Consider the following 24186-nt stretch of genomic DNA (forward strand, 5'->3'; position numbering starts at 1 on the left):
TGGCATGACGGTATTAAATACTTCAGTTAATACGCATGACCAGCAATTTAAAGACAACCATGACGCAATGGCGTCATTGGTTGCAGATTTAAATGATAAGGTCGCAAATTTAAGTCAAGGTGGCGGCGAAGCCCTGATAGCCCGCCATCAAAGTCGCGGAAAACTATTTGTACGCGACAGAATTGATACCCTACTTGACGAAGGCTCTCCCTTTTTAGAAATTTCTCAATTTGCCGCGTTTGGCGTATACGAACAAGACATCCCATGTGCTGGTGTGGTCGCTGGGATCGGACGCGTCAAGGGCGTCGAATGTATGATTGTTGGCAACGACGCCACTGTAAAAGGTGGCACATATTTCCCTTTGACGGTTAAAAAGCATTTAAGAGCGCAAGAAATCGCAGAGCGCTGCCACTTACCATGTATATATCTAGTCGACTCTGGTGGCGCTAACTTACCTGAGCAAGACGAAGTATTCCCAGATAAACTGCATTTTGGTCGCATCTTCTATAATCAGGCCCGTATGTCAGCCAAAGGCATTCCACAAATTGCCGTGGTCATGGGTTTATGCACAGCAGGTGGTGCCTATGTACCCGCCATGGCTGATGAAAGCATCATAGTTAAAGAGCAAGGCACGATTTTCTTAGCAGGCCCGCCTTTGGTAAAAGCGGCTACTGGTGAGGAGGTCAGTGCAGAGGATTTAGGGGGCGCGGATGTCCACTGTAAAGTGTCTGGTGTGGCCGATCACTATGCAGAAAATGACGAACACGCCCTATCAATAGCCCGCCAATGCATTGAACGACTAAACCACCAACGCCCTACCCAACCTATTTTGAAAGACATCAAGCCACCAAGATATGATATTAGAGAGATCTACGGCATTGTCGGTACCGATCTTAAAAAACCATTTGATGTCAGAGAAGTGATTGCGCGCATCGTGGATGATTCGCAGTTTGATGAGTTTAAGCGCTACTTTGGCGAAACACTTGTCACCGGCTTTGCCGAAATATTTGGTCGCCCTGTGGGGATCGTCGCAAATAATGGGATTTTATTTTCAGAGTCGGCGCAAAAAGGCGCGCACTTTATCCAGCTGTGTGCCCAACGTGATATTCCTCTGTTGTTTTTACAAAATATCACCGGATTTATGGTTGGCCAAAAATACGAAGCCGAAGGCATCGCCAAACATGGTGCCAAAATGGTAACCGCGGTGTCTTGTGCAGACGTACCTAAGTTTACGGTACTTATTGGTGGCTCATACGGCGCTGGTAACTACGGTATGTGTGGTCGTGCGTACGAGCCCACCATGATGTGGATGTGGCCAAATGCGCGAATATCCGTCATGGGCGGTGAACAGGCGGCAGGCGTACTCACACAAGTCCGCCAAGATGGCTTAGCGCGCAAAGGCCTGAGCATGAGTGACGACGAAGTAGCTGAGTTCAAAAAGCCGATTGTCGAGCAGTATGAAAAGCAAGGTCACCCTTACTACGCCAGTGCAAGACTGTGGGATGATGGCATCATCGACCCGGCAGACACACGCAACGTATTAGGTCTGGCACTAGAAGCTGCGGCGAACGCGCCGAGTCAAGAATCTAAGTTTGGTATTTTCAGAATGTAAGGGGGCGTACATGTCTGTCACTTTAAATATTACAAAGAGCAAAGTGGCGATTTTAGAATTAAGTCGCCCTGAAAAACACAATGCATTTAATGCTGAAATTATCGCAGAGCTAATCAAAACCATTGATTATGCCAATGAACTAGACATTCGCGCATTGGTTTTAAAAACCCAAGGCAAACACTTTTCAGCCGGCGCTGACTTAGCTTGGATGAAGTCAATGGCGGATAACAATTATGAAGAAAACGTCGCTGACTCTTTAGAGCTGGCAAAACTGATGCAAGTGCTGGCTTCCTCTCCTCACCCAACTCTATGTTTGGTGCAAGGTGCCGCTTTTGGTGGCGCTCTTGGTCTTATCGCTTGTTGCGATATTGCGGTTGCCTCGCCCAATGCAAAATTTTGCTTAAGCGAAGTCAAACTCGGCCTTATCCCTGCGGTTATCAGTCCATACGTGATTAAAGCGATTGGCGAAAGGCAAGCAAGACGTTACTTTTTAACAGCTGAAGTCTTCCAGGCTGAAAAAGCTCTTGAACTAGGGCTTATTCACCAGATCAGTGACAATTTAGAACAAAGTGAAGAATACTTCATTGAGCAGCTGTTAAATAACGGCCCAACTGCCGTCAAAAGTGCAAAGTCGCTGATTGATGAGGTCGCTGGAAAAGCCATCGATGAGCAACTGATCACACACACCGCAAAACGCATCGCTGAAATTCGAGTGAGTGAAGAAGGACAAGAAGGCTTGAGTGCCTTTTTTGATAAACGCGCGCCTAATTGGCAACCGACGGCAAGCGAATAAGGAGAATAGCATGTTAAAAAAAATCTTAATCGCTAACCGAGGTGAAATCGCCTGTCGAGTCATGCGCACCGCAAAACGCTTAGGCATGAGTACAGTCGCGGTTTATTCAGAAGCAGATGCCGATGCACTGCATGTTAAACAAGCAGATGAAGCCTATTTCATTGGACCTGCCCCCAGCAAAGACTCATACCTTGTCAGTGAACGTATTTTAGAAGTTGCCAAGCAAAGTGGCGCTGATTGCATTCACCCAGGCTACGGCTTTTTGTCAGAAAATGACGCTTTTGCTAATGCTTGTGAAGAAAACAATATTGTTTTCATTGGTCCACTTGCCAGCTCAATCGAATCCATGGGGTCAAAAACCCGCGCAAAAGAAATAATGGCACAAGCCAATGTCCCATTGGTACCAGGCTACTATGGCCAGCAGCAAGACACCGAGTTTTTAACCTCAGAAGCTGAAAAGGTTGGCTACCCAGTCCTTATCAAAGCCGCTTTTGGCGGCGGTGGTAAAGGTATGCGTGTTGTCAGAAGTGCTGATGAGTTTTTGAGTGCATTAGAAGGCGCTAAGCGCGAAGCTTTGGCAAGCTTTGGTAACGACCTAGTGTTACTAGAGCGTTTTGTCGATAAACCGCGCCACGTAGAAGTACAGGTGTTTGCTGATAACCATGGCAATTGCGTTTACTTGGGCGATAGAGATTGCTCACTGCAACGACGTCATCAAAAAGTCATTGAAGAAGCGCCTGCACCCGACTTAAGTGATGCGCTACGCAAAGAGATGGGTGAAGCGGCTGTTCGCTGTGCACAAGCCATTAACTACCGCGGTGCTGGTACGGTTGAGTTTTTACTGTGCGGTGAAGAGTTCTTCTTTATGGAAATGAATACGCGCCTGCAAGTAGAGCACCCGGTGACTGAAATGGTGACTGGACAAGACCTTGTAGAATGGCAAATTCGTGTGGCAAATAATGAGCACCTACCACTTTCGCAAGCGCACATCACATTGCAAGGCCACAGCTTCGAAGCGCGTATTTATGCTGAAGACCCTGAAGAAAACTTCATGCCCTACTCGGGTAATTTAGCGCATCTGAGCTTCCCTAAAACACAGCGCGGTGTGCGAATAGACACTGGCGTACAACAAGGTGATGAAATTAGTCCGTTCTATGACCCAATGATCGCCAAATTAATTGTACACGGTCACGACAGACGCACGGCTTTGCTCAAGCTCAGATCTGCGCTGAATGAAGTGCATCTTGCGGGGGTTAAAAGTAACATTGCATTTTTACATCATTTAGCTGAACACCCAACCTTTATGGCTGGCGCGCCTGATACGCACTTTATTGATACGCAAACAGACGAGCTGACTGCATCTAAAGCCCCCAGTGATACTTTAGTGTGCTTAGCAAGCATTGCGTATCTTGCTCACAAACAAGCACCAAAACTTAACACTCCGTGGCAGCAAGTGGGCTTTAGGCTCAATCAAGCTCGCAAACTCACCGTACCATTTACCGAGCACTTTGTCGTTGCACAAGCACAAGGTCTTCATTGGCAAGTTCACTACCAAGACTTTGAACACCGCGTAGAAGCCAAGCTTGAAGGTCACCAACTGATTGCGAATGTTGATGGCAAACGCATGATTGCCGATGTACTCATTGACGAGTCAACCATCACCGTAATGTACGGCCCTTATCAGCACACCTTCGAGCTCAAAACTAAGCACTACGTGAGCGAGCAAGAACATCAAGAGGCCCCTTTGGCTGCGCCGCTCAATGGCACGGTCGTGAAACACTTACAAACAGTGGGAGCAACAGTCAGTAAAGGAGATCCTATTGTCGTCATTGAAGCGATGAAGATGGAATATACCCTCAACGCACCATTTGATGGCACACTGACAAGCTATTGCTTTGATGAAGGTGAACTCGTTAGCCACGGTGCGATGCTGGCTATCGTTGAGGAACAAGCGAATGGCTAACTACCCTACTCAAGTTAAAATTGTCGAAGTGGGTGCTCGCGATGGCTTGCAAAACGAGGCCTCGGTCAGTACCCAAAGCAAAATAGCGCTTTTAAATGCTCTGGCAGATGCGGGGCTTAAGCACCTCGAAGCAGGCGCTTTTGTCTCCCCTAAATGGGTGCCGCAAATGGCTGATTCGGCGCAAGTGATACAAGGCATTATACGCAAAGAAGATGTGGAGATAAGTGCGCTTACACCGAATCTAAAAGGGGCTGAATTAGCCCTTGAAAACCAAGTTGATGAATTTGCTATCTTCACAGCAGCGAGTGAAGCGTTTACGCAAAAAAACATCAATTGTAGCATCGAAGAAAGCATTGAACGCTTTCGACCTGTGGTTGAACTTGCACAAAAAAACAACATTAAAGTAAGAGGTTATGTCAGTTGTATTGCAGGCTGCCCCTACCAGGGAAAAGTGGAACCCGAGCAGGTTCTCGCAGTATGTAAACAATTGTTGGCACTTGGTTGTTATGAGATAAGCCTCGGCGATACCATAGGCGTCGGCACCGCAAATCAAATAGAATCGCTACTAAGCTTGCTACTCAAACATATCCCAGCACAAAGGCTTGCAGTACATTTCCATGATACTTATGGGCAAGCCCTTGCAAACATCCATAAAGCGCTTGAAATGGGTATTGCAACAATCGACAGTGCGGTTGCAGGTCTCGGCGGCTGCCCTTATGCCAAAGGAGCGTCAGGAAATGTTGCCACTGAGGATGTTATTTACTTGCTGCAAGGACTTGGCATTAGTACCGAAATTGATTTAGAAAGGCTAGCAAAAGCAGGTTGGCAAATTTGCGATGCGCTCAACAAAGCACCTGTAAGTAAGGTTTCTTTGGCATTAAAAAATACGTGCCAGTCTTAACAACAAGACAATATTGACAACGAGGAGTGGGCTTATGGCCGGTTTCGATAAAGTAGTTTCAAGCTACGAAGAAGCAATGGAGGGTCTCAAAGATGGAGATACCGTTATTGCCGGTGGTTTTGGACTGTGTGGTATTCCAGAAGGCTTGATCGCTGAAATTAAGCGTAAGCAAACAAAAGAGCTGACTGTGGTGTCTAATAACTGCGGTGTTGATGATTTTGGTCTTGGTATTTTATTACATGACCGTCAAATCAAAAAAATCATCGCATCCTATGTTGGCGAAAACGCCCTATTCGAGCAGCAGTTACTTGACGGCATTATTGACGTAGAGCTCACCCCACAAGGCACCCTTGCAGAAAAAATGCGCGCTGGCGGTGCGGGCATTCCAGGTTTTTATACAGCAACTGGATATGGTACACCTGTTGCTGAAGGTAAAGAGGTTAAAGAATTTAACGGTCGCCCGTATATTCTTGAGGAATCTATCACCGGTGAATTTGCCATTGTTAAAGCTTGGAAAGCGGACCGCTATGGTAACTTAATGTTCCGTCATACCGCGATGAACTTCAACCCGATGGCTGCAACAGCAGGTAAAATCACGGTTGTTGAGGTAGAAGAAATTGTTGAGCCTGGTGAATTAGAGCCAAGCGAGATACATACCCCAGGTATTTATGTTAACCGCGTTATCAAGGGTAACTTTGAAAAACGCATCGAACGTGTCACCACGCGCAAGTAAGGAGATCACCATGGCTTTAAATCGTGAACAAATTGCAATGCGCGTTGCGCAAGAACTTCAAGATGGTTACTACGTGAATCTGGGCATTGGCATACCAACGCTTGTAGCAAACTACGTACCTGACAATATGGAAGTGATGCTACAGTCTGAAAATGGCTTACTGGGCATGGGTCCGTACCCAGATGCTGACCAAGTTGACGCAGATATGATCAATGCGGGTAAAGAAACCGTGACAGCAGCCACAGGAGCAGCTATTTTTAATAGCGCTGAAAGCTTTGCCATGATACGTGGTGGTCATGTAGACTTAACGGTATTAGGTGCATTTGAAGTGGATCAGAGCGGCAATATTGCCTCTTGGATGATCCCGAAAAAGTTAATCAAAGGCATGGGTGGCGCGATGGACCTTGTCGCGGGCGCACAAAATATTGTTGTGACCATGACCCATGCTAGTAAACACGGCGATTCTAAATTACTTGAGTCATGTACACTGCCACTGACTGGGGTAAATTGTGTGAAAAAGATTGTCACCGATCTCGCTGTGTTAGAAGTAAAAGACGGCGCATTTCATTTGCTTGAGCGCGCGCCAGGTGTTAGTGTTGATGAAATTATCAGCAAGACTGCAGGTAAATTAATCGTCGAAGGCGATATCCCTGAAATGCAGTTTGCATAAAACGTATATTACGTGGTCAACATAGAAGATTAAAAACTAACACAATTGTACCGACCTCATTCCCAGTGCCAAAGGCGCTGAGTTACCCAAAACCCCTCGCAAGAGGGGTTTTTTTTATCCTCTTGGTTTAGTTTACTTACCCTCTTTGCAAGACAAAGCTATTTAGAGGCTTTTTCACGCGACAACACCTTGTAACACATTAACGCCATACTCGCCCTTGGGAATATCAATATGGTCTCCATATTGATAATGAGGTAATGAACATTTTTCGTTCAAAAAGCGTAACAATCAGTAAGTAAATTCAATTCTAATGAGGTGACTATGACACGCGTTGTACTTTTTTTAGCGACAAACTTAGCCATCATGGTTGTGTTGTCCATTATTTTAACCATTCTTGGGGTACCGTCTAGAAGTTATCAAGGCATGCTTACCATATCAGCATTTTTTGGTTTTGGTGGCGCGTTTATTTCACTGTATATCTCTAAGTGGATGGCTAAGAAATCAACCGGAGCCTATGTGATTGACCAACCTCGTAATGAGACTGAGCACTGGTTAGTCAGTACTGTGGCATCACAGGCGCAAAAAGCAGGTATCAATATGCCAGAAGTTGCTATTTACGACAGCCCAGAGATCAACGCCTTTGCTACAGGCCCCAGCAAAAATGACTCACTCGTTGCTGTCAGTAGTGGTTTGCTTGCAGGCATGAGCCAAAGTGAAGCAGAAGCTGTGCTTGCCCATGAGGTATCACATGTTGCCAACGGCGATATGGTGACACTGACCTTGATCCAAGGTGTAGTCAATACCTTCGTCATTTTTATTTCAAAAGTCTTGGCCAATATTGTAGATGGCTTCTTAAATGGCGATGAAGAAAACGAAGGCTTTAGTTGGACCTATATGCTCTTTGACTTAGTCTTCCAAATTTTATTTGGCTTCTTAGCTTCCATGATTGTTGCTTACTTTAGCCGAAAAAGGGAATATGCGGCTGATAAAGGCGCTGCAGACTTAGTCGGAGCACATAAAATGAAAGCTGCACTAGAGCGTCTACGCAGCAATCAAGAGTCTAAACTCGAAGGCTCAATGATGGCGTTTGGGATCGCCCCCGGAAAAAGCGTGGTCGACTTATTTGCTTCTCACCCGCCTCTGGAGCAAAGAATTGCCGCACTATCTTAGCATTTTGATGTAAATTAATTGTTTGATTTATAACCATAGGCCCTAACGGGCCTTTTTAATGACGATTTACAAATAATTAAATTTAGAGTATTTGTTTGGGTATTTATATCATATTCAGTTATAAAAAATTATATCTATATGCGACAAACACATATAAACTATTTTTCTATGTAGCACCTTAAAAGCAGCACTTAAGTCTTCTCTTTTTCCCTAAAACAGTAAAAATTGCGTTTAAATCTTATACACCCCTTATAAAAAGTATCTTTTTGGTTAATTGTTAACCGACATTTAACTGTAATATTAACCTAAACCATACTTTTTGCGTGTATCTATACAAGGCCCATTTGTTTAAAATATGTAACCCATTTTATTGACATAATAGCAATATTCTAGATACTAAAGGTAAGAAGAAGTATGTTGATCAAAACTCGATTACTCATTTCATTTATGCTTATTGGTTTACTACCAGCAGGTATATTAGCGATGGTCTCTCTGTGGACAGCGTCTACAGCACTTGAACAACAGGCATATAATCAGCTTACTTCCATCAAGCAAATAAAGCATAAACAAATTGATGACTACCTCAGTGCGAGAAAAGGCGATTTGTCTGTAATTGCTAAAAAATGGCAGCTACTTGTTGAACAAAACCCGACACTCTCAAACTCTGAACTTGCCCATAATTACCACAGCTTGTTTGATACCTTTATCACAGAAAAAGGGTTTTATGATTTCTTCGTTATTGAACGAGATGGTTTAATAAGTTACACCGTCGCTAAAGAGTCTGACTACAAAACTAATTTGGTCACTGGTCCATTTAACAGCTCAGGACTCGCTACTTTATTCACCCAAGTCATTTCTTCAAAAAAATTCATCTTAGCGGATTATAGTGCTTACGCACCAAGTAATAATGAGCCCGCTGCGTTTATTGGTATCCCAGTTATTATAAACGGACAAGTTAACTCTGTCCTCGCTTTACAGTTATCGATTGATGCCATCAACGCCATCATGCAACAACGAGATGGCATGGGTGAAACAGGAGAGTCATATCTTGTTGGTAATGATTTCCGTATGCGTTCTGATTCATATCTAGATCCTATTAATCATACTGTCATTGCGAGCTTCGCAGGTTCCGTTGAAGCCAACGGTGTTGATACGGTTGCGGTTAGAAGAGGTTTGCAGGGTGTGTCAGATACCGAAATCATCATCGATTACAATGGTAACCCTGTATTATCAGCTTATCTACCTTATACATTTGCTGGTTTAAAGTGGGTACTCCTAGCAGAGATTGATAAAGCAGAAGCTTTTGCGCCTGTGTATAAATTGTATTGGATTATCGCAGCCATTTTTGTGATTACCGTTTTATCGGTTGCAGTGGCTACAGTACTCATTGCACGTTCGGTACTCAAACCGCTCGGCGGTGAGCCGATTGAAATGCGCAAAATTAGTGAGCGCATTGCCGCAGGTGACCTCAGAGAACAATTTAGTCGTGATGAAAATGCGATTGGTGTTTATGGCGCGATGAGACAGATGAATACCTATTTGACCAGTGTCATTGGCACCATAGTTGAAACCACAGCACAACTGGCCTCCACAGCAACACAGACAAGTGCTGCCAGTGAACAAGCTAACGCCAGCTTACAAGAACAACACGCTAATATTGAGCAGGTGGCAGAAGCAATCCAGCAAACTTCTCATTCAATCGATGAAGTGGCAACCAATGCCCGTACGGTTGCTGACTTGAGTTTAGATGCAGAAAAAACATCATTGTCAGCAAACCAGACCCTAAGAGACACAGTGGTACAGATGGAAGCACTCAGTACCGCTGTTGAGAACTCAGAAACAGCGATTAAGGAAGTTGAATACAATACGCAAAATATCAGCCGTGTTATCGAAGTGATCCAAGCAGTGACTGAGCAGACTAACTTACTCGCACTCAATGCAGCCATTGAAGCTGCGCGTGCAGGAGAGCACGGTCGTGGATTCGCTGTTGTTGCGGATGAAGTCAGGCAACTTGCGCAAAAAACGCAAGCGTCTACAGCCGATATCGAAAATATGATTGCTAGCTTGCAGTCTACTTCACAGACCGCGGTATCTGAAATGCATGCATCTGCTGAAGCAACTAAACAGACGATCACGGCAGCTAATGACAGCGCTTCGCTTCTTGAGCAAAGTGTACATCAGATCAATCAAATTGCGCTCAGTGCACAAACTATAGCGCAAGCCGCTCAAGAACAATCTGCGACCACAGAAGAGATTTCTTATAATGTTGAATCGATTAGGCAAGCTGCTATTGATAACGCCGCTGGTGCAGATCAAGTGACTAGCGCAAGTTTAGAGCTGGATAAGCAATCTAAAACGTTAAAGCAAGTCACTTCAGCCTTTAAGCTGCCACAGCAGTTAAATTAACCCTTCTTGCTTAGCAAGCGCTTAATCGCGCTTGCTAAGCCCATAAGTAAACAGTGATGCCAAAACCAACATCGCGCTTGAGATCAATAAACACGCATCCAGGCCATAAAACTGATAAACAAGTCCAGAGAGTACGGTGCCTAATAACCTGCCCATTGCATTGGCCATATAGTAAAAGCCAACATCCATAGATACCCCGTCACTGTCCGCTATTTTGACAATCAAAAAGCTATGAAGTGATGAATTCACCGCAAACACCGCGCCAAATATCAACAGCCCAGCGATGATCACAACTTTAACTTGCCAGTCTACCCATAGGCCCAACGCCAGCAACGCAGGAATAAAAGACAGCAAAACAACCCACTTGAGCGCTTGTTGATAATGACCGCCCTGCTTGGCTGTGATCTTTGGCGCGTTCGCTTGAACAATGCCATACGCAATCACCCAAGATGCCATAAAGCCGCCAACCCACCAATGATCCCAACCAAATGTTGACGCCAAAAAGACGGGTAAAGCCACTACAAACCAAACATCTCGCGATGCAAACAAGAACAATCGTGCTGCGGCCAGCAAGTTCAACTGACGACTTTTAGAAAACAGTTCATTAAATTTCGGTTTATTCTTTTTCTTACCTAAATCTTGTTTCAATAACAATAAGCTAGATAGCCAAGTGATAGACAACATCGCCGCCATAAACCACAAGGCACCTTGAAAACCCAGTAAAGTCAGCAACAAACCACCAAGGAAAAAACCGACACCTTTTAACGCGTTTTTCGAACCTGTGAGCAGCGCTACCCACTTATATAAAGTGCTATCTTGATCCTTGGGGACAAGTAATTTTATAGCACTTTTAGCACTCATTTTATTGAGATCTTTAGCAATACCAGATAAAGCCTGTGCCACCATAACATACGCAATGGTCAGCAATTGCTCATCTAGTGCTAACATAGATACAGCCACAATTTGTAGAAACAGGCCAATATTCATGGTTTTATTTAAACCAAGACGGGCACCTAACCAGCCACCTAGTAAGTTCGTAACTACACCAAAAATCTCATAAAATAAAAACAAAGAGGCAATGGCCAGTGGGCTGTATCCTAATTGATGAAAGTACAGCACCACAAGCATACGCAGCGCACCATCTGTCAAGGTAAATGACCAATAGTTGCCTGTGATCACCAGATATTGCTTTATCTCTGGTGATAGCCTTGCAATGAGTGACTGCGTCATAGCGTTAACCCCAGCGTTTGTCGATAACTAGACGAACCAGATCAGCAGTTCTGTTTGCATAACCCCATTCGTTGTCGTACCAAACGTAAAGCTTTACTTGTGTACCATTTACCACCATGGTAGACGGCGCATCAATAATGGCGCTTCTTGGGTCCGTTTTATAATCTATCGATACCAGTGGACGAGTTTCATAGCCTAGTACACCAGCAAGTTCACCGCTTGCTGCGTGCTCCATCCAACCGTTAATCTCTTCAACACTTGTTTCACGACTGACTTCAAACACGCAATCCGTGATCGATGCATTGGTCAAAGGCACTCTCACAGCATGACCATTTAATTTACCTTTAAGCTCAGGGAAAATATGCGTGATTGCAGTCGCAGAACCTGTGGTGGTTGGAATAAGACTAGTGCCACATGAACGGGCACGGCGCAGGTCTTTATGTGGCGCATCGATGATGGTTTGTGTATTGGTAATATCATGAATCGTCGTCATTGATCCGTGTTTAATACCAATATTGTCCTGCAGTACTTTAACAACTGGCGCTAAGCAGTTCGTCGTGCAAGATGCCGCGGTGACGATTGGGTGCTGATCAACATCATAATCAGCATGGTTTACACCCATCACAACATTCAGTACACCCTCTTCTTTTACGGGTGCTGTGACGACCACCTGTTTAACGCCTTGTGCAAAAAAAGCAGCGAGTTTATCTTTGGTTTTAATCTTACCTGATGCTTCAATGACCAGATCGCACATTGACCAGTCATTCTCAGCAACAGACACTTGCTGTGTGACAGCAATACGCTGTTGCTCAATGATGATGTCACTTCCTTCACTTAACGCCTCGTATTGCCACTTACCATGCACAGAATCAAAGTTCATCAAGTGTGCCAAAGTGAGCGCATCGCCTGCTGGATCGTTAATCTTTACCACTTCGATACCCGGTGAGTTCCACAGTGCGCGCATGGTCAATCGGCCCATTCTACCAAAGCCATTGATCCCAACTTTAATTGTCATCGATTTTTTCTCCCATTATTGAGCTATTCACGCACGCCTATGTAACGATGGTCAATACACTCAGATCTTTAAAATTACACTACCCACTTTGAGCTAAGGCACAGTCAGAATCTACATTGCCAGTGCCAAGCAGACAAAATTATGTCTATTGATTGAGGTAATTACAATATACGGAAAATCATATATACACTTTCACATATATTCAAGCGAATAATTGTAATGATTTTGTATCATTTTTATTAATTTTATTTGAAACTTTTTCGCGATTTACTAACATGAAATTGAAAGTAAAAAGTAATGTTAAATAGAAAGGAGTTAATCACTATGAAGCTTAAAGTCACCAAGAAGCCATTGAAAAAATTGAGTTATGATAGTCTTCCACTCGATAAAAAACTGACTCCACTTGTAGGGGGGGCGGGTTTAAGCAATGGTCCAACCCAAGAATGTGAAACGTATTATCACTGCGATTCTGAGACACCATAATTAAGATAACCATGATGCAAACGTTGTTACATTGATGATGGCGTTTGCTTACCCCCTCCTAATTCTTACCTACTCCAAAGCGATTAATGTTAAACTGTGTTCAATCCCAGCTGTTTCGAGTATTTTAGATTGGATAAGAATACCTACATCCCAGAAGACTTTATCGAAGACGTAAAGCGCTACCTGCCTGAGCATTTAGATTTAGATGACTTCATTGATCACTGCCAAAAGCCTTTGAGGCTATCTATCCGGGTCAATACATTAAAAATGTCTGTAAACGAATTTGAACTCGAAGCGCAAAAACTCGGCTGGCAGATAACGCCGGTACCTTGGTGTCCGGAAGGCTTTTGGATCACTCGAAGTGAAGAAGAGCAAGCCAATCTCCCAATAGGTAATACAGCGTTACATTTAAGTGGCTGTATTTACGTGCAAGAAGCCAGCTCTATGCTTCCGCCTTTGGCATTAAGATCTGAAATAGAAAATATGCAGACAGATCATTACGCCGTACTCGATATGGCAGCCGCTCCGGGCTCTAAAACGTCACAGCTTTGCGCCTTAATGGAAAACCGAGGCTTACTTGTTGCCAATGAGTTTTCATCTTCACGTTTAAAAGTCCTCGCTGCTAATCTGAAACGTATGGGGATAGCCAACTGTGCATTATCACACTTTGACGGCAAGATATTTGGTGATTACATGTATGAATGTTTTGACCACATACAACTCGATGCCCCCTGCTCAGGTGAAGGTACAGTCAGAAAAGACGCGAGTGCACTTAAAAATTGGTCTATTCAATCTAATGTCGATATTAGTGATGTACAAAAAGATCTCATCAGAAGTGCTTTTTTAGCTTTAAAGCCTGGTGGCAGTTTAGTGTACTCAACATGTACCCTCACACCACTTGAAAATCAGCAAGTTTGTACATTTTTACTCGAAGAATTCGCAGATGCTATCGAAATCACCCCACTAGACAACCTATTTGAAAATGCCAGTCAGGCCACCACAAGCGAAGGGTACTTGCACGTTTGGCCTCAAATTTATGACAGTGAAGGGTTCTTCATTGCTAAATTTAAGAAACTCAGCTCTGTTGAGCACCACAACCAGCAACGCAAAAAAGGCGCCTTTCCATTCGAGCCCTTTGCAGCTAAAGCGCATCAGGCCTTTTCCAGCTATTTAAAAAAGCAGTTTAAGATTAAGCAGCTTCCTGGCACGCTCATGCAAAGAGATAAAGAGCTGTGGTTATTTCCAGAGAAGCTCGAAGAAGTGCAAAACAAAATCAAATATGCCCGCTTAGGTATCAAGGTCGGATCAATACATAAAAATGGCGTTCGCCTTGAACACGAGCTTGCCACTGCCTACGGACATTTGGCAGCAACCAATGTGCATGCACTCAGCGGCAAACAAGCGGCTGAGTACTTCCAAGGTAAGGATGTTCGTTTAGAAAATCCAACTAATCAAACAGGTGAAGTCATACTCACTTTATGCGGTGCCCCTGTAGGACTTGGAAAATGGCAAAAAAACAAGATTAAAAACAACCTACCTAGGGATCTTATCGCACAAGGTCAGTTAATAACTTGGGTATAACCTGATTAGAACTTTTTGACAACTTTAAGATTATTAATTTATATGGCTATAACATCATGTTTTTTATATGTTTTAAAAATGTCATTCTGTTTGTAACTTTTGTAATGCATTAACTACACTTAAAGAACTTTCTACTTCTCCCTTAACGTTTTAGAAGGTGTTTAAGTTAGCGCACGGCTCCATATGAGCCTTCCCCTACGCCCAGATGCACACATTACTGGGCGTTTTTTTATGCCAAAAATTCGAGCCTAAATACGCAACAATCTATTTTAACAACATGTTTAAACAACATTGCGGTACAGCCCCAATTTGGAGTTGCATAAAAACAGAGCAAACAATACAATTCATATATGTTTTATCATAAATCATATAAAAATGGGCATTGTTAAAATTTCCGAAGAACTTCATGAAGAGATCCGCCTTGCCAGCCAAGTTATGTCTCGCTCAATCAACTCACAAGCTGAATTCTGGCTAAAAATGGGCCGCCTAGCAGAGCAAAACCCCGACAAGCCATTCGCAGAGCTAATAAAAATAGAACTAGAACAAGTAAAAAAGAAGCAATATGAATCCTGTGATCATTAAGGACCAAGCCCAAATCATCAAGATGAGGCAGTCAGGGCAGTTATTAGCCCAGGTGTTTAAAGCGCTTGATGACTTTATCCGACCTGGGCTCACGACAATGGAAGTGAATGACTTTGTTGAAGCGTATATAACGCAACAGCTTGGCGCGATTGCATCAACAAAAGGGCAATATGGCTACCCTTATGCAATCAACACATCAATTAATGAAGTCGTTTGTCACGGCATGCCAAAGGCTAATCAAAAAATTAAGTCTACCGATATCATCAATGTCGATATCACCCTTAAATATGAAGGATACCTTGCCGACTCTAGTAAAATGTATGTCATGGCGGCAGCACAAGGACTTGCTAAAAAACTGGTGCAAACCACCTATGAAGCAATGTGGCAAGGAATTAAACAAGTCAAACCGGGCGCCACGCTGGGAGATATAGGCCATGCTATTCAGTCTTACACTGAGGAACGGGGTTATAGCATTGTCAGAGAGTTTTGCGGCCATGGTATTGGTAGCGAGATGCACGAAGGTCCAGATGTGCTTCACTTCGGCAAACCTCATGAAGGGTTATCGTTAAAACCCGGTATGACATTTACAATCGAGCCAATGGTCAATCAAGGCCAACCTAAAGTCAAAACGCTCAAAGATGGCTGGACTGTAGTGACTCGAGACCGAAAATTATCTGCGCAATGGGAACATACTATTTTGGTGACAGACACAGGATATGAAATTCTGACTTTAAGAGAAGAAGAGCAGCTACCAGTCAATTAAACTGGTAGTTAACTCAACTTACTGTTTGTTATGTGCCTTGCCTGCTTGTTTTTAGTACATAGTAAAAGTAGGCCGATACCAGAATTGCGGCAGGATTTATACCCAGAGCCCAAGGTTGATGATACTGAAAAAAGCTAAATTGCACGAGGCTGCCTAACATAGGCACAACATTCAGCCCAGTATCACTAGACACAAAAATATTTAAAAACGCCCCATTTGTGAATTGATACCCAATAAATGGAGACATAAACATAGGAATTTGAATAACCCAAAATATTAAGTTGTCTTTGACTACACTGACTGTCGAATTTTCTAACAGCCTCACGGCTGCCACAATGCCAAGTACATAAATCAGGATAAAAAATGCAAATAATACTGAGTTAATAACACCTGATATATTAGGTAACCCTGTAAGGATTTGTGTTATGCCCAAAAATGAGCCACCGATTGTCAGCACCGAAGTTACTCGCTTCACCCACGGATTTAACGCCACCACCTCACTATCTGAGGCACTTACATCATGTTGTTTATGACTATCATCCACGATATTCATGTCCTCCTCATCCGCTTGAGGTGCGATGTCGTCTGGTTTAACATCTAAACTTGGCTGCTGTTCAGTCATCGACTCTCTGCGCGCCAACTCCTCGACAATAGTTTGATAGTTATCGGGATAAGTAGTTTTATCAATATCTATATAAGCTTGGCGTAACTCTTCTAACGAATAATCAGCATAACGTCTCATTTTTATGACTCTAATTCCATCAAATCAACAACGCGCCACTCTGAGTAGCGACCTATTGTGCATTTTACAATAAATACTGTTCAATGACGAAAACAGATCGACTTCACATTGCAAAAAGATACTATCCATAATATTAGAGTCATTCAAAGCCACCCTGTATAAGTTTTGCTGCGAGGCGTCGAAAAGACCGTCTCAACTCTTACGTCAAAATTGGTTATGTTATATCATATTCAATATTACACTCACCTTTGTTATAGAGTCACACACTGCTTATTTAGGCACATCCAACACTGTGCCCTTGAATAAGGTTTGGGTGTGCAAGGATAAAATTGATGCCAATTCCAGTTACTATTTTGCATGGCTTTTTAGGTTCAGGAAAAACAACGCTTCTGCGTAGTTTGCTATCTCAGTCAGCCAATCATGGTTCAATCCCAGGTGTTGTCGTTAACGACATGAGTGAACTTGATGTCGATGGCGTATTGATCAAAAACACGGAAGTATTTGATGATGACAGCAATCAGTTTTTTACCATCAGTGGCTACAGCATCAGTAGTGCAAAAGGGTTAAAGGACCTCAAGGTAGCGCTCAAAACTTTGAAAAAAGACGTTCGGCCACCCTGGATCGTGATAGAAACCTCAGGGAGTAGCCACCCACTGCCGCTGATTGAGTTTTTCAAAAATAACCGCGACTACACACTCAAAGGCGTGATCACCCTCGTTGATGCAACGTGGCTAAAAGATGACTATCAATTTGGACAATCACTTTTACCGAAATGGCAAGAAAATTTAAGCAATGAAGTCAGAGGAATTGAAAACTTACTTGTAGAGCAAATCTTGTTTTCGAATCAGGTATTTTTGACAAAAACCGATAAAATCACCCCCAAGGCTGTTGAAACCATTGCACAAGCACTGCATCCAATTAACCCTTACGCAGCTATCTCTGGTACTGCTTGGGGAAACATGGATGTCACACAATTCCATCAATTTCCAGACTATAATTTCTTTCTAGTCGAGCAATTAACTTCTGAATTACGCAGCACGATTAACGCGCCTTTGACATTGTCAGGTAAGCAAAATCAAAAGTTAGTGTCGAAAGTCATTCGAGATGATAGGCCCTTTCACCCTACTCGCTTATGGGAAGTATGCCACAACCATTTAACGCATGGTGTATTTCGTAGCAAAGGGTTCTTTTGGTTACCCACCAGGGACGATATGTCTTTACTTTGGAGCCAAGCCAATGGCAATGTTGGGTTGGAATTTGTTGGTTTTTGGCGTGCCCCAATCTTAAAAGATGAAAGCCACGACTTTACACCTGAGCATTACGATATTTTAAAGAAAAAAATTGATAAAATAGACAGTCGTTTTGGTGATAGGCGCTGTCGGCTTACTGTGATTGGCCAAAAAGACGAAGCCTCTGGGTTCGTCAAAGCACTCGAAGCCTGTTTTTTAACTGACGAAGAGCTTAACTTCTGGCGAAACGGCGGAACTTTTGATGACCCTTGGCCAACCAATGTTGCAAAGGTCTAACATCAAATAAGGGAGTATCACTCCCTTATTTGTCACCCAGTATTAAAAGCTCTCGCAAGAATTATAATAAGGCGTGCCAGTGATATTCTTGCATATATCATAACCGGCACCGCCATAGTAAGAATCACCCGCAGTGCCGCCATCAAGATAGTCATTACCGTTACCACCAAACAATGTATCAGCAGCAGTTTCGCCATATAATTTATCGTTACCATTACCACCATAAATTACGTCAGCACCCGTGCCACCATAAAGACGGTCGTTGCCATCATAACCGTAAATGATATCTGTACCTGTGCCACCAATAATAATGTCATTACCACCCGTACCGTAATGTGTACCACGCGCCTCTGCCGAGCTCGCAAAAGAAGCGGCTGCCAATGTACCGACTACCATCAGTAATTTTACAAGTTTCATCATTTTTCCTTAATTCATTTAATTGTATTTTGTTGTTTCACTTGGGTATTGGAAAATACATTCCAAATTCTGTTTTTATGATTACTGCTATTCGCTTCAGTTATACATGTTTTGATGGGCACGCTCAGTGTCCTTGAGGCCACGTTGCATTACTCGTAGTTTATTCATTTCATTATCATTTAAAGTAAATTTGGCGAGTGATTTAAGCGCGTATAGCCTAATTGGCGGCGGCTCATTGACATCATCAGCGACTTGCCAAAGGACTGAGCGGTTTTCATCAGATTTAAACGCGCTATCCCCCAGTGACATGACCGCACGTGCACGTGTATTAACATCAGGATCCCTCAGTGCCAATTCTCTAACTGGCTGCAAATCTTGATTACTGGTTGCCCATTGAGCCATTTGATAAACACCGTGGCGACGAACATTGTGGTCTTCTGCTTGAACGACTTTTGACAAAGTACTGTGAACTCGTTGGTAATCCTCTTCACTACTGGGGGCAGGTTTTAATGCCATGATGGCAAACTGCTGCATATCTGAACCCAGATCTCCCTCTGAATCAATATGTGCTAAGACCCGATCTCTCGTCTCACCTGTTACCTCTTTCATTTTGGCAACCAATAATAATCCAGCAGCCCGCTGTGCTTCCTCCATCGATAAATCGAACGCCAGATCCAGCGCTGCAACTTGTGCAAGAGGGTGTCCGGATTCAGATAACACAGCACTCAACTCCCTACCTAATAAACTATCAGGTTCATCTATGAAGGCATCAATTAGATCAGTCACAAGGCTCGGGTCTTCTTCAAGTAACATCAGTAAGTGACTGCGAAATACAATATGTGAATTACTTGGGCCCATTATAGCGTGCTGCAATGGCTCATTACTTTGTGCAATATTTACCCTCAGTTGCGCCAACGTACTTTCAAGCCGCTCACTCGATGTGACTTTCTTTAAGGCGACAGCATGTTTGCTAATGACTGAGGACTGTGTTTCAACTGGTAAGATCGGCTTTGAGGTTGCCATACCCTCACCTTCAGAATTTACTTCATCCCTGCCTAAGACATTGGCTGTTTTTTGAGTATGCTCAATATCACTGCTTTTAAAGGGGTATTCAAAAAATAATAAAGTAAGCACCAATACAAGCACTATTGTCATCGAAATAATAAGGTATTTTCCCCAAATACGGTCACTGTGCTGCATCACGGCACTCTTTTTTGATTTTATTTGCGGGCTAAATTATCGTGATTTAATGAAAATTATATTGCACTGAAGAGAATGTTTTTTGAACAAGTTTAGTGAGAAGATAAAGTAAGAAGTGGCCAGTAAACAAACTAGCCTCGTTAAATTTAGCTGAAATGACTTACGTATCTCTATTTGAATAGATAACAATAGTACCCGCTATTTTGTCGTGCCAACCTTGCTTTTTTGGGTCCCATGCAACCCATAAAAACCCTATACCTAATGGGATCAGAGATACATAATATGCTACATACCTAATGAAAGATTGTTTCGTTGTCAGGTTCTTACCTGTATCAGCATCAACAATTTTGGCATGTACCACCATTTTTCCAGGAGTCGCTGATTTATAAAGCCAGAAAAGAATAACAACGGCTAATGGTAAAATGTAGCTAATTAAAAAGTTAGACTCTATCGAAGCAATACGACCAGACCCCCAATATGCTTCTCCATACACTAAATGTATTAATGGTAGTGTGATTAAGACAATAACAATGGTATCAACTATACTTGCCCAAAACCTTGGCCAAAACCCCACAAAACCATATTCTTCATTATCTACCTGACTTTCAGAGCTACTCATATCTATCTCACCATAACTACAGCTATTACACCTAGTATGCTTGGTTTACATGAAGTTATATATACAAATATTGTAAAAAATAAATTATGTTCGATGAACCAACTCAATATCTGACTTTATCGAACAACTTTTATATAAACTAAGTACAGCATAAGCCACACCCATCTAAATGAGTGATTTGAGCATCAGTGCTATAGCCTACATTACAGACATTCCCGCGAATTGGCCGAACAAAATACAACCTACTTCAAAACTAGTTATATACTTTAGATCACCTATTATATTAAGTGAGCTGTTTATTTTTGGAGGTATTTTCTAGGCCTGACGAAACCAGTTGATGGCACTCCACTTCCAGATACAAAGATCCCTTGCTTTCTTAACGCGTTCTATGCTGTCTCTGTGCTGGATGTTAGATAGTATGCAGGACGATTACTTTTTTAGTCTCATCATCAACTCACTCCTCATAGCGATAAAGCGCCTACCGTGAGACGTCTTTGACTCTGTAAACCTTATAAGCATTACCTTATTCTTCAGCAAAACTGAGAGAGCCTATTTTGTGTTTAATAATTGGATTACTAGTCAGTAATGTAAGCGTTACGCCTTAGCTGTTTAAACAAAGATTTGACACCTTTATCAAAACGGGGTGCTCTGTCTTTCTCGTCGACATACAAATCAAGTAGAGACTATTTCAACTTAAGTACAAGTAGCTATTTTGACTACTTGTACTGCTCAGTTTTAAAACATTAAACTTCAAACTCTCCCACCATATCACTTAGCTGCTGTGACATTTCGCTAAGCTGACGGCTAGAGGAGTTAGTATGCTTTGCACCGGCTTCCGTTTGCTGAGAGACAGTGACGATGCCACTGATATTATCAGCAATGCTATTCATCGCATCAGACTGTACCTTCGCCGAACTCGCCACACCTTGACCAAAGCTTTGAATTTGCTTCACTGCATTGTCTATTTCAACCAAAATCTGATCACATTGCTTGCTCGTTGTTAATCCTTTCTCTGTTGAGTCTTTGCACTTTTCCATTTCGCCCACTGTCTCTGATACACCGGCATGTAACTGCTCAATGATAGACTGAATATCCTCTGTAGATTCGTGTGTACGAATTGCCAATGTCCTTACTTCATCAGCTACGACCGCAAACCCTCTGCCTTGCTCACCTGCACGCGCCGCTTCAATTGCCGCATTCAATGCTAGCAAATTGGTTTGCTCAGCAACTTTTTGGATCACATCTAGCACTTCACCAATTTGCGCAGAGCTCTCTTCCAGCTTTTTCACTGACATAGAAGCGGATTCTACACGCTGAGCGACCTGTTCAATCTGATGTGCATTATCAATAATATGCTGTTTACCTTGCTCGGTCAGCCCACTGGCATTGTCAATCAGCTTCAAAGCATTCTGGCTCTGATCGAACACATTATTCGCAGACTCTTTTAAATCCAGCACCTTATCTTGAACTGACTCGGTTTCCCTATTTTGTTGGGCAAGGCCCAATTGGATTTGCTGAGTGACTGCCGATAACTCTTCAGCATGTGAAGCCAAGGACAGGGTATTCACATTAATATTATCGATCACCTGCCTAAACTGCGCATTGCTCGCATTGAATGCTACCGCCATTGCTGACAGCTCATCATCTCCACGGTGCTTCAATTCAATGGTTAAATCTTTTTGGCTGGCTACCATCGACATGGTGCGTGTCAACTTATTTAAAGGCTTAGAGATATTTTTCGCCACGATCCCTGATACAACCATCAACAAAATAATATAAATTAGAAGTTCAAAAGCGATGAACATCAGCTCCTGCTGATAGGCTTCTTCAATATCTGCTGAGTAAATGCCCGTCCCTATGACCCACCCCCAGTCCGGCAGCTGCTTTATATAAGAAACTTTATTAGACACCTCCTTGGAGTTAGGTTTCGGCCAAGCATATTCAACAAAACCAGCCCCCTTCTCATTCACCTTGTCAACAAATGAACGAAACGCAAAAGAGATAAATGCTTGTTTGTGATTTGTCATAGAGAGGCCGTTTAGCTGCGGCTTAATTGCATGAGCAACCATATCTCCCTGTGTATCAAATAGAAAGAAATAACCCGAATCTGCATAACGAGCGGTATTTACCAGCTGTTTAACCTGTGCTTGGCGTTCCCGCTCACTCACATTGAATTGCTTTGCCATTGCACTGGCTTGTGTGCTTAATGTTTCAACAAGGTTTATCGCTTGCTCTTTGCGCTCAGATATCATGTTTTCTCGAAGCTTGTTAGCCGCTGAAAACTGAATACCTATGATGATTGCTACGGCCACTAACGTGCCTAATCGTAGTTTATTAGCAACTTTAATGTTGCTTAGTAGTCGGTTGATGCTCAAAAGTACTGCCCTCAAATCTAGAGAAGATCTACCTAGGATTCTTGTAGGATTCTTGTAGAATATTTGCGCAAATCATACACAAAACGCAATACAAAAAAAGTTATTTTCAGCATCGTTCCAAAAACTTTTTGAATAAAAAGCATACTCATCTGATTTGTATAAAAAATTAATTTAGGACCCTTTTTAAACACATATATCAACAACCAAAAAACCAATACTAAATAACTAGCAAAAAGGGATTAATTATAAGGATAAAAGAAATTAACGCGAAAAAAGTAATGATTTATCATGTTAACAGTGAATGTAAAACTCGTAGATAAAAGTTATTTTTTAAGAAAAAGTTTGATATCACGTGGAAAGAAGTAAGCGAATTAACTTGCTCTTTTTTATATCGGTGACAGAGTGAAAGGTGTAAATTATTATTCTTTTATTATCAATAAAAATACACGCCCTACCTATCTCGCTTTACCCTGTACGTTACGGTGTCTTAAAACGTACGAGATATATGAGACACAGTAACCCAAAAGCCTGCTATTTATCATCAAGCATATTCACTAAAAGCATAATAGAAGAGACGATCAAATTAGGGTCATCCAATGGCATATTATGACTAACCGTGTTCGATACTATGTGCACAGAGTTTGGGTTATCAGCAATAAGCGATGCATGAAGGTTCCGCCACACAGCTTTACCCGATTTGCTGTGCCCTATCCACCAATCGCTTTCACCTTCCATACTCGAAGAAACCACCACTGTGGGTACAGATGATACCTTCCCTTTATCCAACATGGTGCTAGAAGCATACAGCTTTTGCAAAATACTCCACTCAGCATTTTGATACATCATTTTATTTAATTGCTGATTATCCCTTTGCGACCATTCCAAGTTCAGTTTATTTAACTCGGCTAAAAAAGCTTCATGACTGGGGTCTAGTAATATTAACCCTTTAACTTGTTCAGAAAAGGTAAACGCATACTGCCTTGCATGTAATCCACCAAAAGAATGACCAATCAAGATCACATTGTTTTTAATATTTAAAGCATGCAGTAATGCCCTAAGCCGTTTATTTGAACTTTGTAACGTTACATCAGAGTTGTCCGTTGACCTGCCAATTCCTGCTCGCGAATATATTATAACTCTTTGATTTAGTGTTCTTAACATTCCAAGCAAAGGCTGCCAATAACCTGTGCCTGTCCCCACACCTGATTCAATCACAATTGTGAATTCACCATTTCCAATATCAATATACTCTAAACTACCACCTTTAATATTCACTATTTTTGTAGTGTTATCTCCAAATGCAGTAGCACTTGCCAAAATACAGATAAAGAGTAGTAAATTTATGAACTTCAAGCGCATCCAGACAAACCAAAACAGACTTATTTTATTTACCATCAATATTAAC

At 42.5% G+C, this 24186-nt stretch carries 21 protein-coding genes; 13 read left to right on the forward strand and 8 right to left on the reverse strand.

Annotated elements, in window-relative coordinates:
- Window positions 1–4: 4 nt before the first annotated feature.
- The 8 genes from N473_RS09155 (at window position 5) to N473_RS09190 (ending at window position 10248) form a co-directional block, all read left to right on the forward strand.
- On the forward strand, window positions 5–1612 hold the full coding sequence (locus N473_RS09155) for a carboxyl transferase domain-containing protein (protein ID WP_063362433.1): 1608 nt from the start codon (window positions 5–7) through the stop codon (window positions 1610–1612).
- 10 nt (window positions 1613–1622) lie between these two features.
- The gene (locus N473_RS09160) at window positions 1623–2405 is read left to right on the forward strand and encodes an enoyl-CoA hydratase/isomerase family protein (protein WP_063367643.1); all 783 of its coding nucleotides are present in this window, start codon (window positions 1623–1625) and stop codon (window positions 2403–2405) included.
- Between the two features lie 10 nt (window positions 2406–2415).
- A complete protein-coding gene (locus N473_RS09165) occupies window positions 2416–4368 on the forward strand; it encodes an acetyl/propionyl/methylcrotonyl-CoA carboxylase subunit alpha (protein WP_063367644.1) in 1953 nt (650 codons plus the stop codon).
- On the forward strand, window positions 4361–5269 hold the full coding sequence (locus tag N473_RS09170) for a hydroxymethylglutaryl-CoA lyase (RefSeq protein ID WP_063367645.1): 909 nt from the start codon (window positions 4361–4363) through the stop codon (window positions 5267–5269). Before N473_RS09165 ends, N473_RS09170 begins: the two co-directional genes overlap by 8 nt.
- 34 nt (window positions 5270–5303) lie before the next feature.
- On the forward strand, window positions 5304–6002 hold the full coding sequence (locus N473_RS09175; RefSeq protein ID WP_063367646.1) for a CoA transferase subunit A: 699 nt from the start codon (window positions 5304–5306) through the stop codon (window positions 6000–6002).
- A gap of 10 nt (window positions 6003–6012) precedes the next feature.
- Window positions 6013–6672 (forward strand): 3-oxoacid CoA-transferase subunit B, encoded by a 660-nt coding sequence (locus N473_RS09180; RefSeq protein ID WP_039607928.1) that lies wholly within the window; start codon window positions 6013–6015, stop codon window positions 6670–6672.
- 321 nt (window positions 6673–6993) lie between these two features.
- A complete protein-coding gene (gene htpX / locus N473_RS09185) occupies window positions 6994–7842 on the forward strand; it encodes a protease HtpX (RefSeq protein WP_063367647.1) in 849 nt (282 codons plus the stop codon).
- Between the two features lie 414 nt (window positions 7843–8256).
- Window positions 8257–10248 carry a methyl-accepting chemotaxis protein gene (locus N473_RS09190; protein WP_063367648.1) on the forward strand — a complete coding sequence of 664 codons (1992 nt, stop codon included), beginning with the start codon at window positions 8257–8259 and terminating at the stop codon, window positions 10246–10248.
- A 21-nt stretch (window positions 10249–10269) separates the two neighbouring features.
- Here the strand turns inward: N473_RS09190 and arsJ are convergent, their stop codons facing one another.
- Both arsJ and N473_RS09200 read right to left on the reverse strand, forming a co-directional pair.
- The gene (arsJ, locus tag N473_RS09195; protein ID WP_063367649.1) at window positions 10270–11478 is read right to left on the reverse strand and encodes an organoarsenical effux MFS transporter ArsJ; all 1209 of its coding nucleotides are present in this window, start codon (window positions 11476–11478) and stop codon (window positions 10270–10272) included.
- Between the two features lie 4 nt (window positions 11479–11482).
- The gene (locus N473_RS09200; protein WP_063367650.1) at window positions 11483–12493 is read right to left on the reverse strand and encodes an ArsJ-associated glyceraldehyde-3-phosphate dehydrogenase; all 1011 of its coding nucleotides are present in this window, start codon (window positions 12491–12493) and stop codon (window positions 11483–11485) included.
- Between the two features lie 324 nt (window positions 12494–12817).
- Between N473_RS09200 and N473_RS26145 the strand changes: the two genes are divergently transcribed.
- The 4 genes from N473_RS26145 to map all read left to right on the forward strand — a co-directional run bounded on the left by N473_RS26145 (window position 12818) and on the right by map (window position 15902).
- Window positions 12818–12976: a hypothetical protein gene (locus N473_RS26145; RefSeq protein WP_023400447.1), complete on the forward strand. Its 159-nt coding sequence runs from the start codon at window positions 12818–12820 to the stop codon at window positions 12974–12976.
- Window positions 12977–13105: 129 nt separating this feature from the next.
- Window positions 13106–14557, forward strand: a complete 1452-nt coding sequence (gene rsmF / locus N473_RS09205; protein WP_063367651.1) for a 16S rRNA (cytosine(1407)-C(5))-methyltransferase RsmF — start codon at window positions 13106–13108, stop codon at window positions 14555–14557.
- A gap of 375 nt (window positions 14558–14932) precedes the next feature.
- The gene (locus tag N473_RS09210; RefSeq protein WP_039607922.1) at window positions 14933–15139 is read left to right on the forward strand and encodes a ParD-like family protein; all 207 of its coding nucleotides are present in this window, start codon (window positions 14933–14935) and stop codon (window positions 15137–15139) included.
- Complete coding sequence (gene map / locus N473_RS09215; RefSeq protein ID WP_063367652.1) at window positions 15120–15902, forward strand: type I methionyl aminopeptidase; 783 nt, start codon at window positions 15120–15122, stop codon at window positions 15900–15902. Before N473_RS09210 ends, map begins: the two co-directional genes overlap by 20 nt.
- A gap of 28 nt (window positions 15903–15930) precedes the next feature.
- On the opposite strand, the gene N473_RS09220 is transcribed toward map, so the two are convergent.
- The gene (locus N473_RS09220; RefSeq protein ID WP_063367653.1) at window positions 15931–16644 is read right to left on the reverse strand and encodes a hypothetical protein; all 714 of its coding nucleotides are present in this window, start codon (window positions 16642–16644) and stop codon (window positions 15931–15933) included.
- Between the two features lie 332 nt (window positions 16645–16976).
- Between N473_RS09220 and N473_RS09225 the strand changes: the two genes are divergently transcribed.
- Window positions 16977–18170, forward strand: coding sequence for a CobW family GTP-binding protein (locus N473_RS09225; protein WP_063367654.1), 1194 nt, complete (start codon window positions 16977–16979; stop codon window positions 18168–18170).
- 42 nt (window positions 18171–18212) lie between these two features.
- On the opposite strand, the gene N473_RS26860 is transcribed toward N473_RS09225, so the two are convergent.
- The 5 genes from N473_RS26860 to N473_RS09250 form a co-directional block, all read right to left on the reverse strand.
- Entirely contained in the window at window positions 18213–18590 is a 378-nt protein-coding gene (locus N473_RS26860) for a calcium-binding protein (RefSeq protein ID WP_081221044.1), read from the reverse strand.
- A 93-nt stretch (window positions 18591–18683) separates the two neighbouring features.
- Window positions 18684–19787, reverse strand: coding sequence for a HEAT repeat domain-containing protein (locus N473_RS09235; protein ID WP_063367656.1), 1104 nt, complete (start codon window positions 19785–19787; stop codon window positions 18684–18686).
- A gap of 160 nt (window positions 19788–19947) precedes the next feature.
- Window positions 19948–20406: an RDD family protein gene (locus tag N473_RS09240; RefSeq protein WP_063367657.1), complete on the reverse strand. Its 459-nt coding sequence runs from the start codon at window positions 20404–20406 to the stop codon at window positions 19948–19950.
- A 743-nt stretch (window positions 20407–21149) separates the two neighbouring features.
- Window positions 21150–22718: a methyl-accepting chemotaxis protein gene (locus tag N473_RS09245; RefSeq protein ID WP_231099550.1), complete on the reverse strand. Its 1569-nt coding sequence runs from the start codon at window positions 22716–22718 to the stop codon at window positions 21150–21152.
- A gap of 594 nt (window positions 22719–23312) precedes the next feature.
- Window positions 23313–24134, reverse strand: coding sequence for an alpha/beta fold hydrolase (locus N473_RS09250; protein ID WP_196766384.1), 822 nt, complete (start codon window positions 24132–24134; stop codon window positions 23313–23315).
- Between the last annotated feature and the right edge of the window lie 52 nt (window positions 24135–24186).

This window comes from Pseudoalteromonas luteoviolacea CPMOR-1 (genome assembly GCF_001625685.1).
GTDB lineage: Bacteria > Pseudomonadota > Gammaproteobacteria > Enterobacterales > Alteromonadaceae > Pseudoalteromonas > Pseudoalteromonas luteoviolacea_K.

Excerpts from the sequence above, each read along its gene's own strand:
- N473_RS09155 (WP_063362433.1), top strand. The coding sequence starts at position 5 with ATGACGGTATTAAATACTTCAGTTAATACGCATGACCAGCAATTTAAA.
- N473_RS09210 (WP_039607922.1), top strand. The coding sequence starts at position 14,933 with ATGGGCATTGTTAAAATTTCCGAAGAACTTCATGAAGAGATCCGCCTT.
- N473_RS09225 (WP_063367654.1), top strand. The coding sequence starts at position 16,977 with ATGCCAATTCCAGTTACTATTTTGCATGGCTTTTTAGGTTCAGGAAAA.
- N473_RS26145 (WP_023400447.1), top strand. The coding sequence starts at position 12,818 with ATGAAGCTTAAAGTCACCAAGAAGCCATTGAAAAAATTGAGTTATGAT.
- N473_RS09175 (WP_063367646.1), top strand. The coding sequence starts at position 5,304 with ATGGCCGGTTTCGATAAAGTAGTTTCAAGCTACGAAGAAGCAATGGAG.
- arsJ (WP_063367649.1), bottom strand. The coding sequence starts at position 11,478 with ATGACGCAGTCACTCATTGCAAGGCTATCACCAGAGATAAAGCAATAT.
- N473_RS09235 (WP_063367656.1), bottom strand. The coding sequence starts at position 19,787 with ATGCAGCACAGTGACCGTATTTGGGGAAAATACCTTATTATTTCGATG.
- N473_RS09220 (WP_063367653.1), bottom strand. The coding sequence starts at position 16,644 with ATGAGACGTTATGCTGATTATTCGTTAGAAGAGTTACGCCAAGCTTAT.
- N473_RS09170 (WP_063367645.1), top strand. The coding sequence starts at position 4,361 with ATGGCTAACTACCCTACTCAAGTTAAAATTGTCGAAGTGGGTGCTCGC.
- N473_RS09180 (WP_039607928.1), top strand. The coding sequence starts at position 6,013 with ATGGCTTTAAATCGTGAACAAATTGCAATGCGCGTTGCGCAAGAACTT.
- N473_RS09160 (WP_063367643.1), top strand. The coding sequence starts at position 1,623 with ATGTCTGTCACTTTAAATATTACAAAGAGCAAAGTGGCGATTTTAGAA.
- N473_RS26860 (WP_081221044.1), bottom strand. The coding sequence starts at position 18,590 with ATGATGAAACTTGTAAAATTACTGATGGTAGTCGGTACATTGGCAGCC.
- N473_RS09240 (WP_063367657.1), bottom strand. The coding sequence starts at position 20,406 with ATGAGTAGCTCTGAAAGTCAGGTAGATAATGAAGAATATGGTTTTGTG.
- N473_RS09165 (WP_063367644.1), top strand. The coding sequence starts at position 2,416 with ATGTTAAAAAAAATCTTAATCGCTAACCGAGGTGAAATCGCCTGTCGA.
- map (WP_063367652.1), top strand. The coding sequence starts at position 15,120 with ATGAATCCTGTGATCATTAAGGACCAAGCCCAAATCATCAAGATGAGG.
- N473_RS09190 (WP_063367648.1), top strand. The coding sequence starts at position 8,257 with ATGTTGATCAAAACTCGATTACTCATTTCATTTATGCTTATTGGTTTA.
- htpX (WP_063367647.1), top strand. The coding sequence starts at position 6,994 with ATGACACGCGTTGTACTTTTTTTAGCGACAAACTTAGCCATCATGGTT.
- N473_RS09200 (WP_063367650.1), bottom strand. The coding sequence starts at position 12,493 with ATGACAATTAAAGTTGGGATCAATGGCTTTGGTAGAATGGGCCGATTG.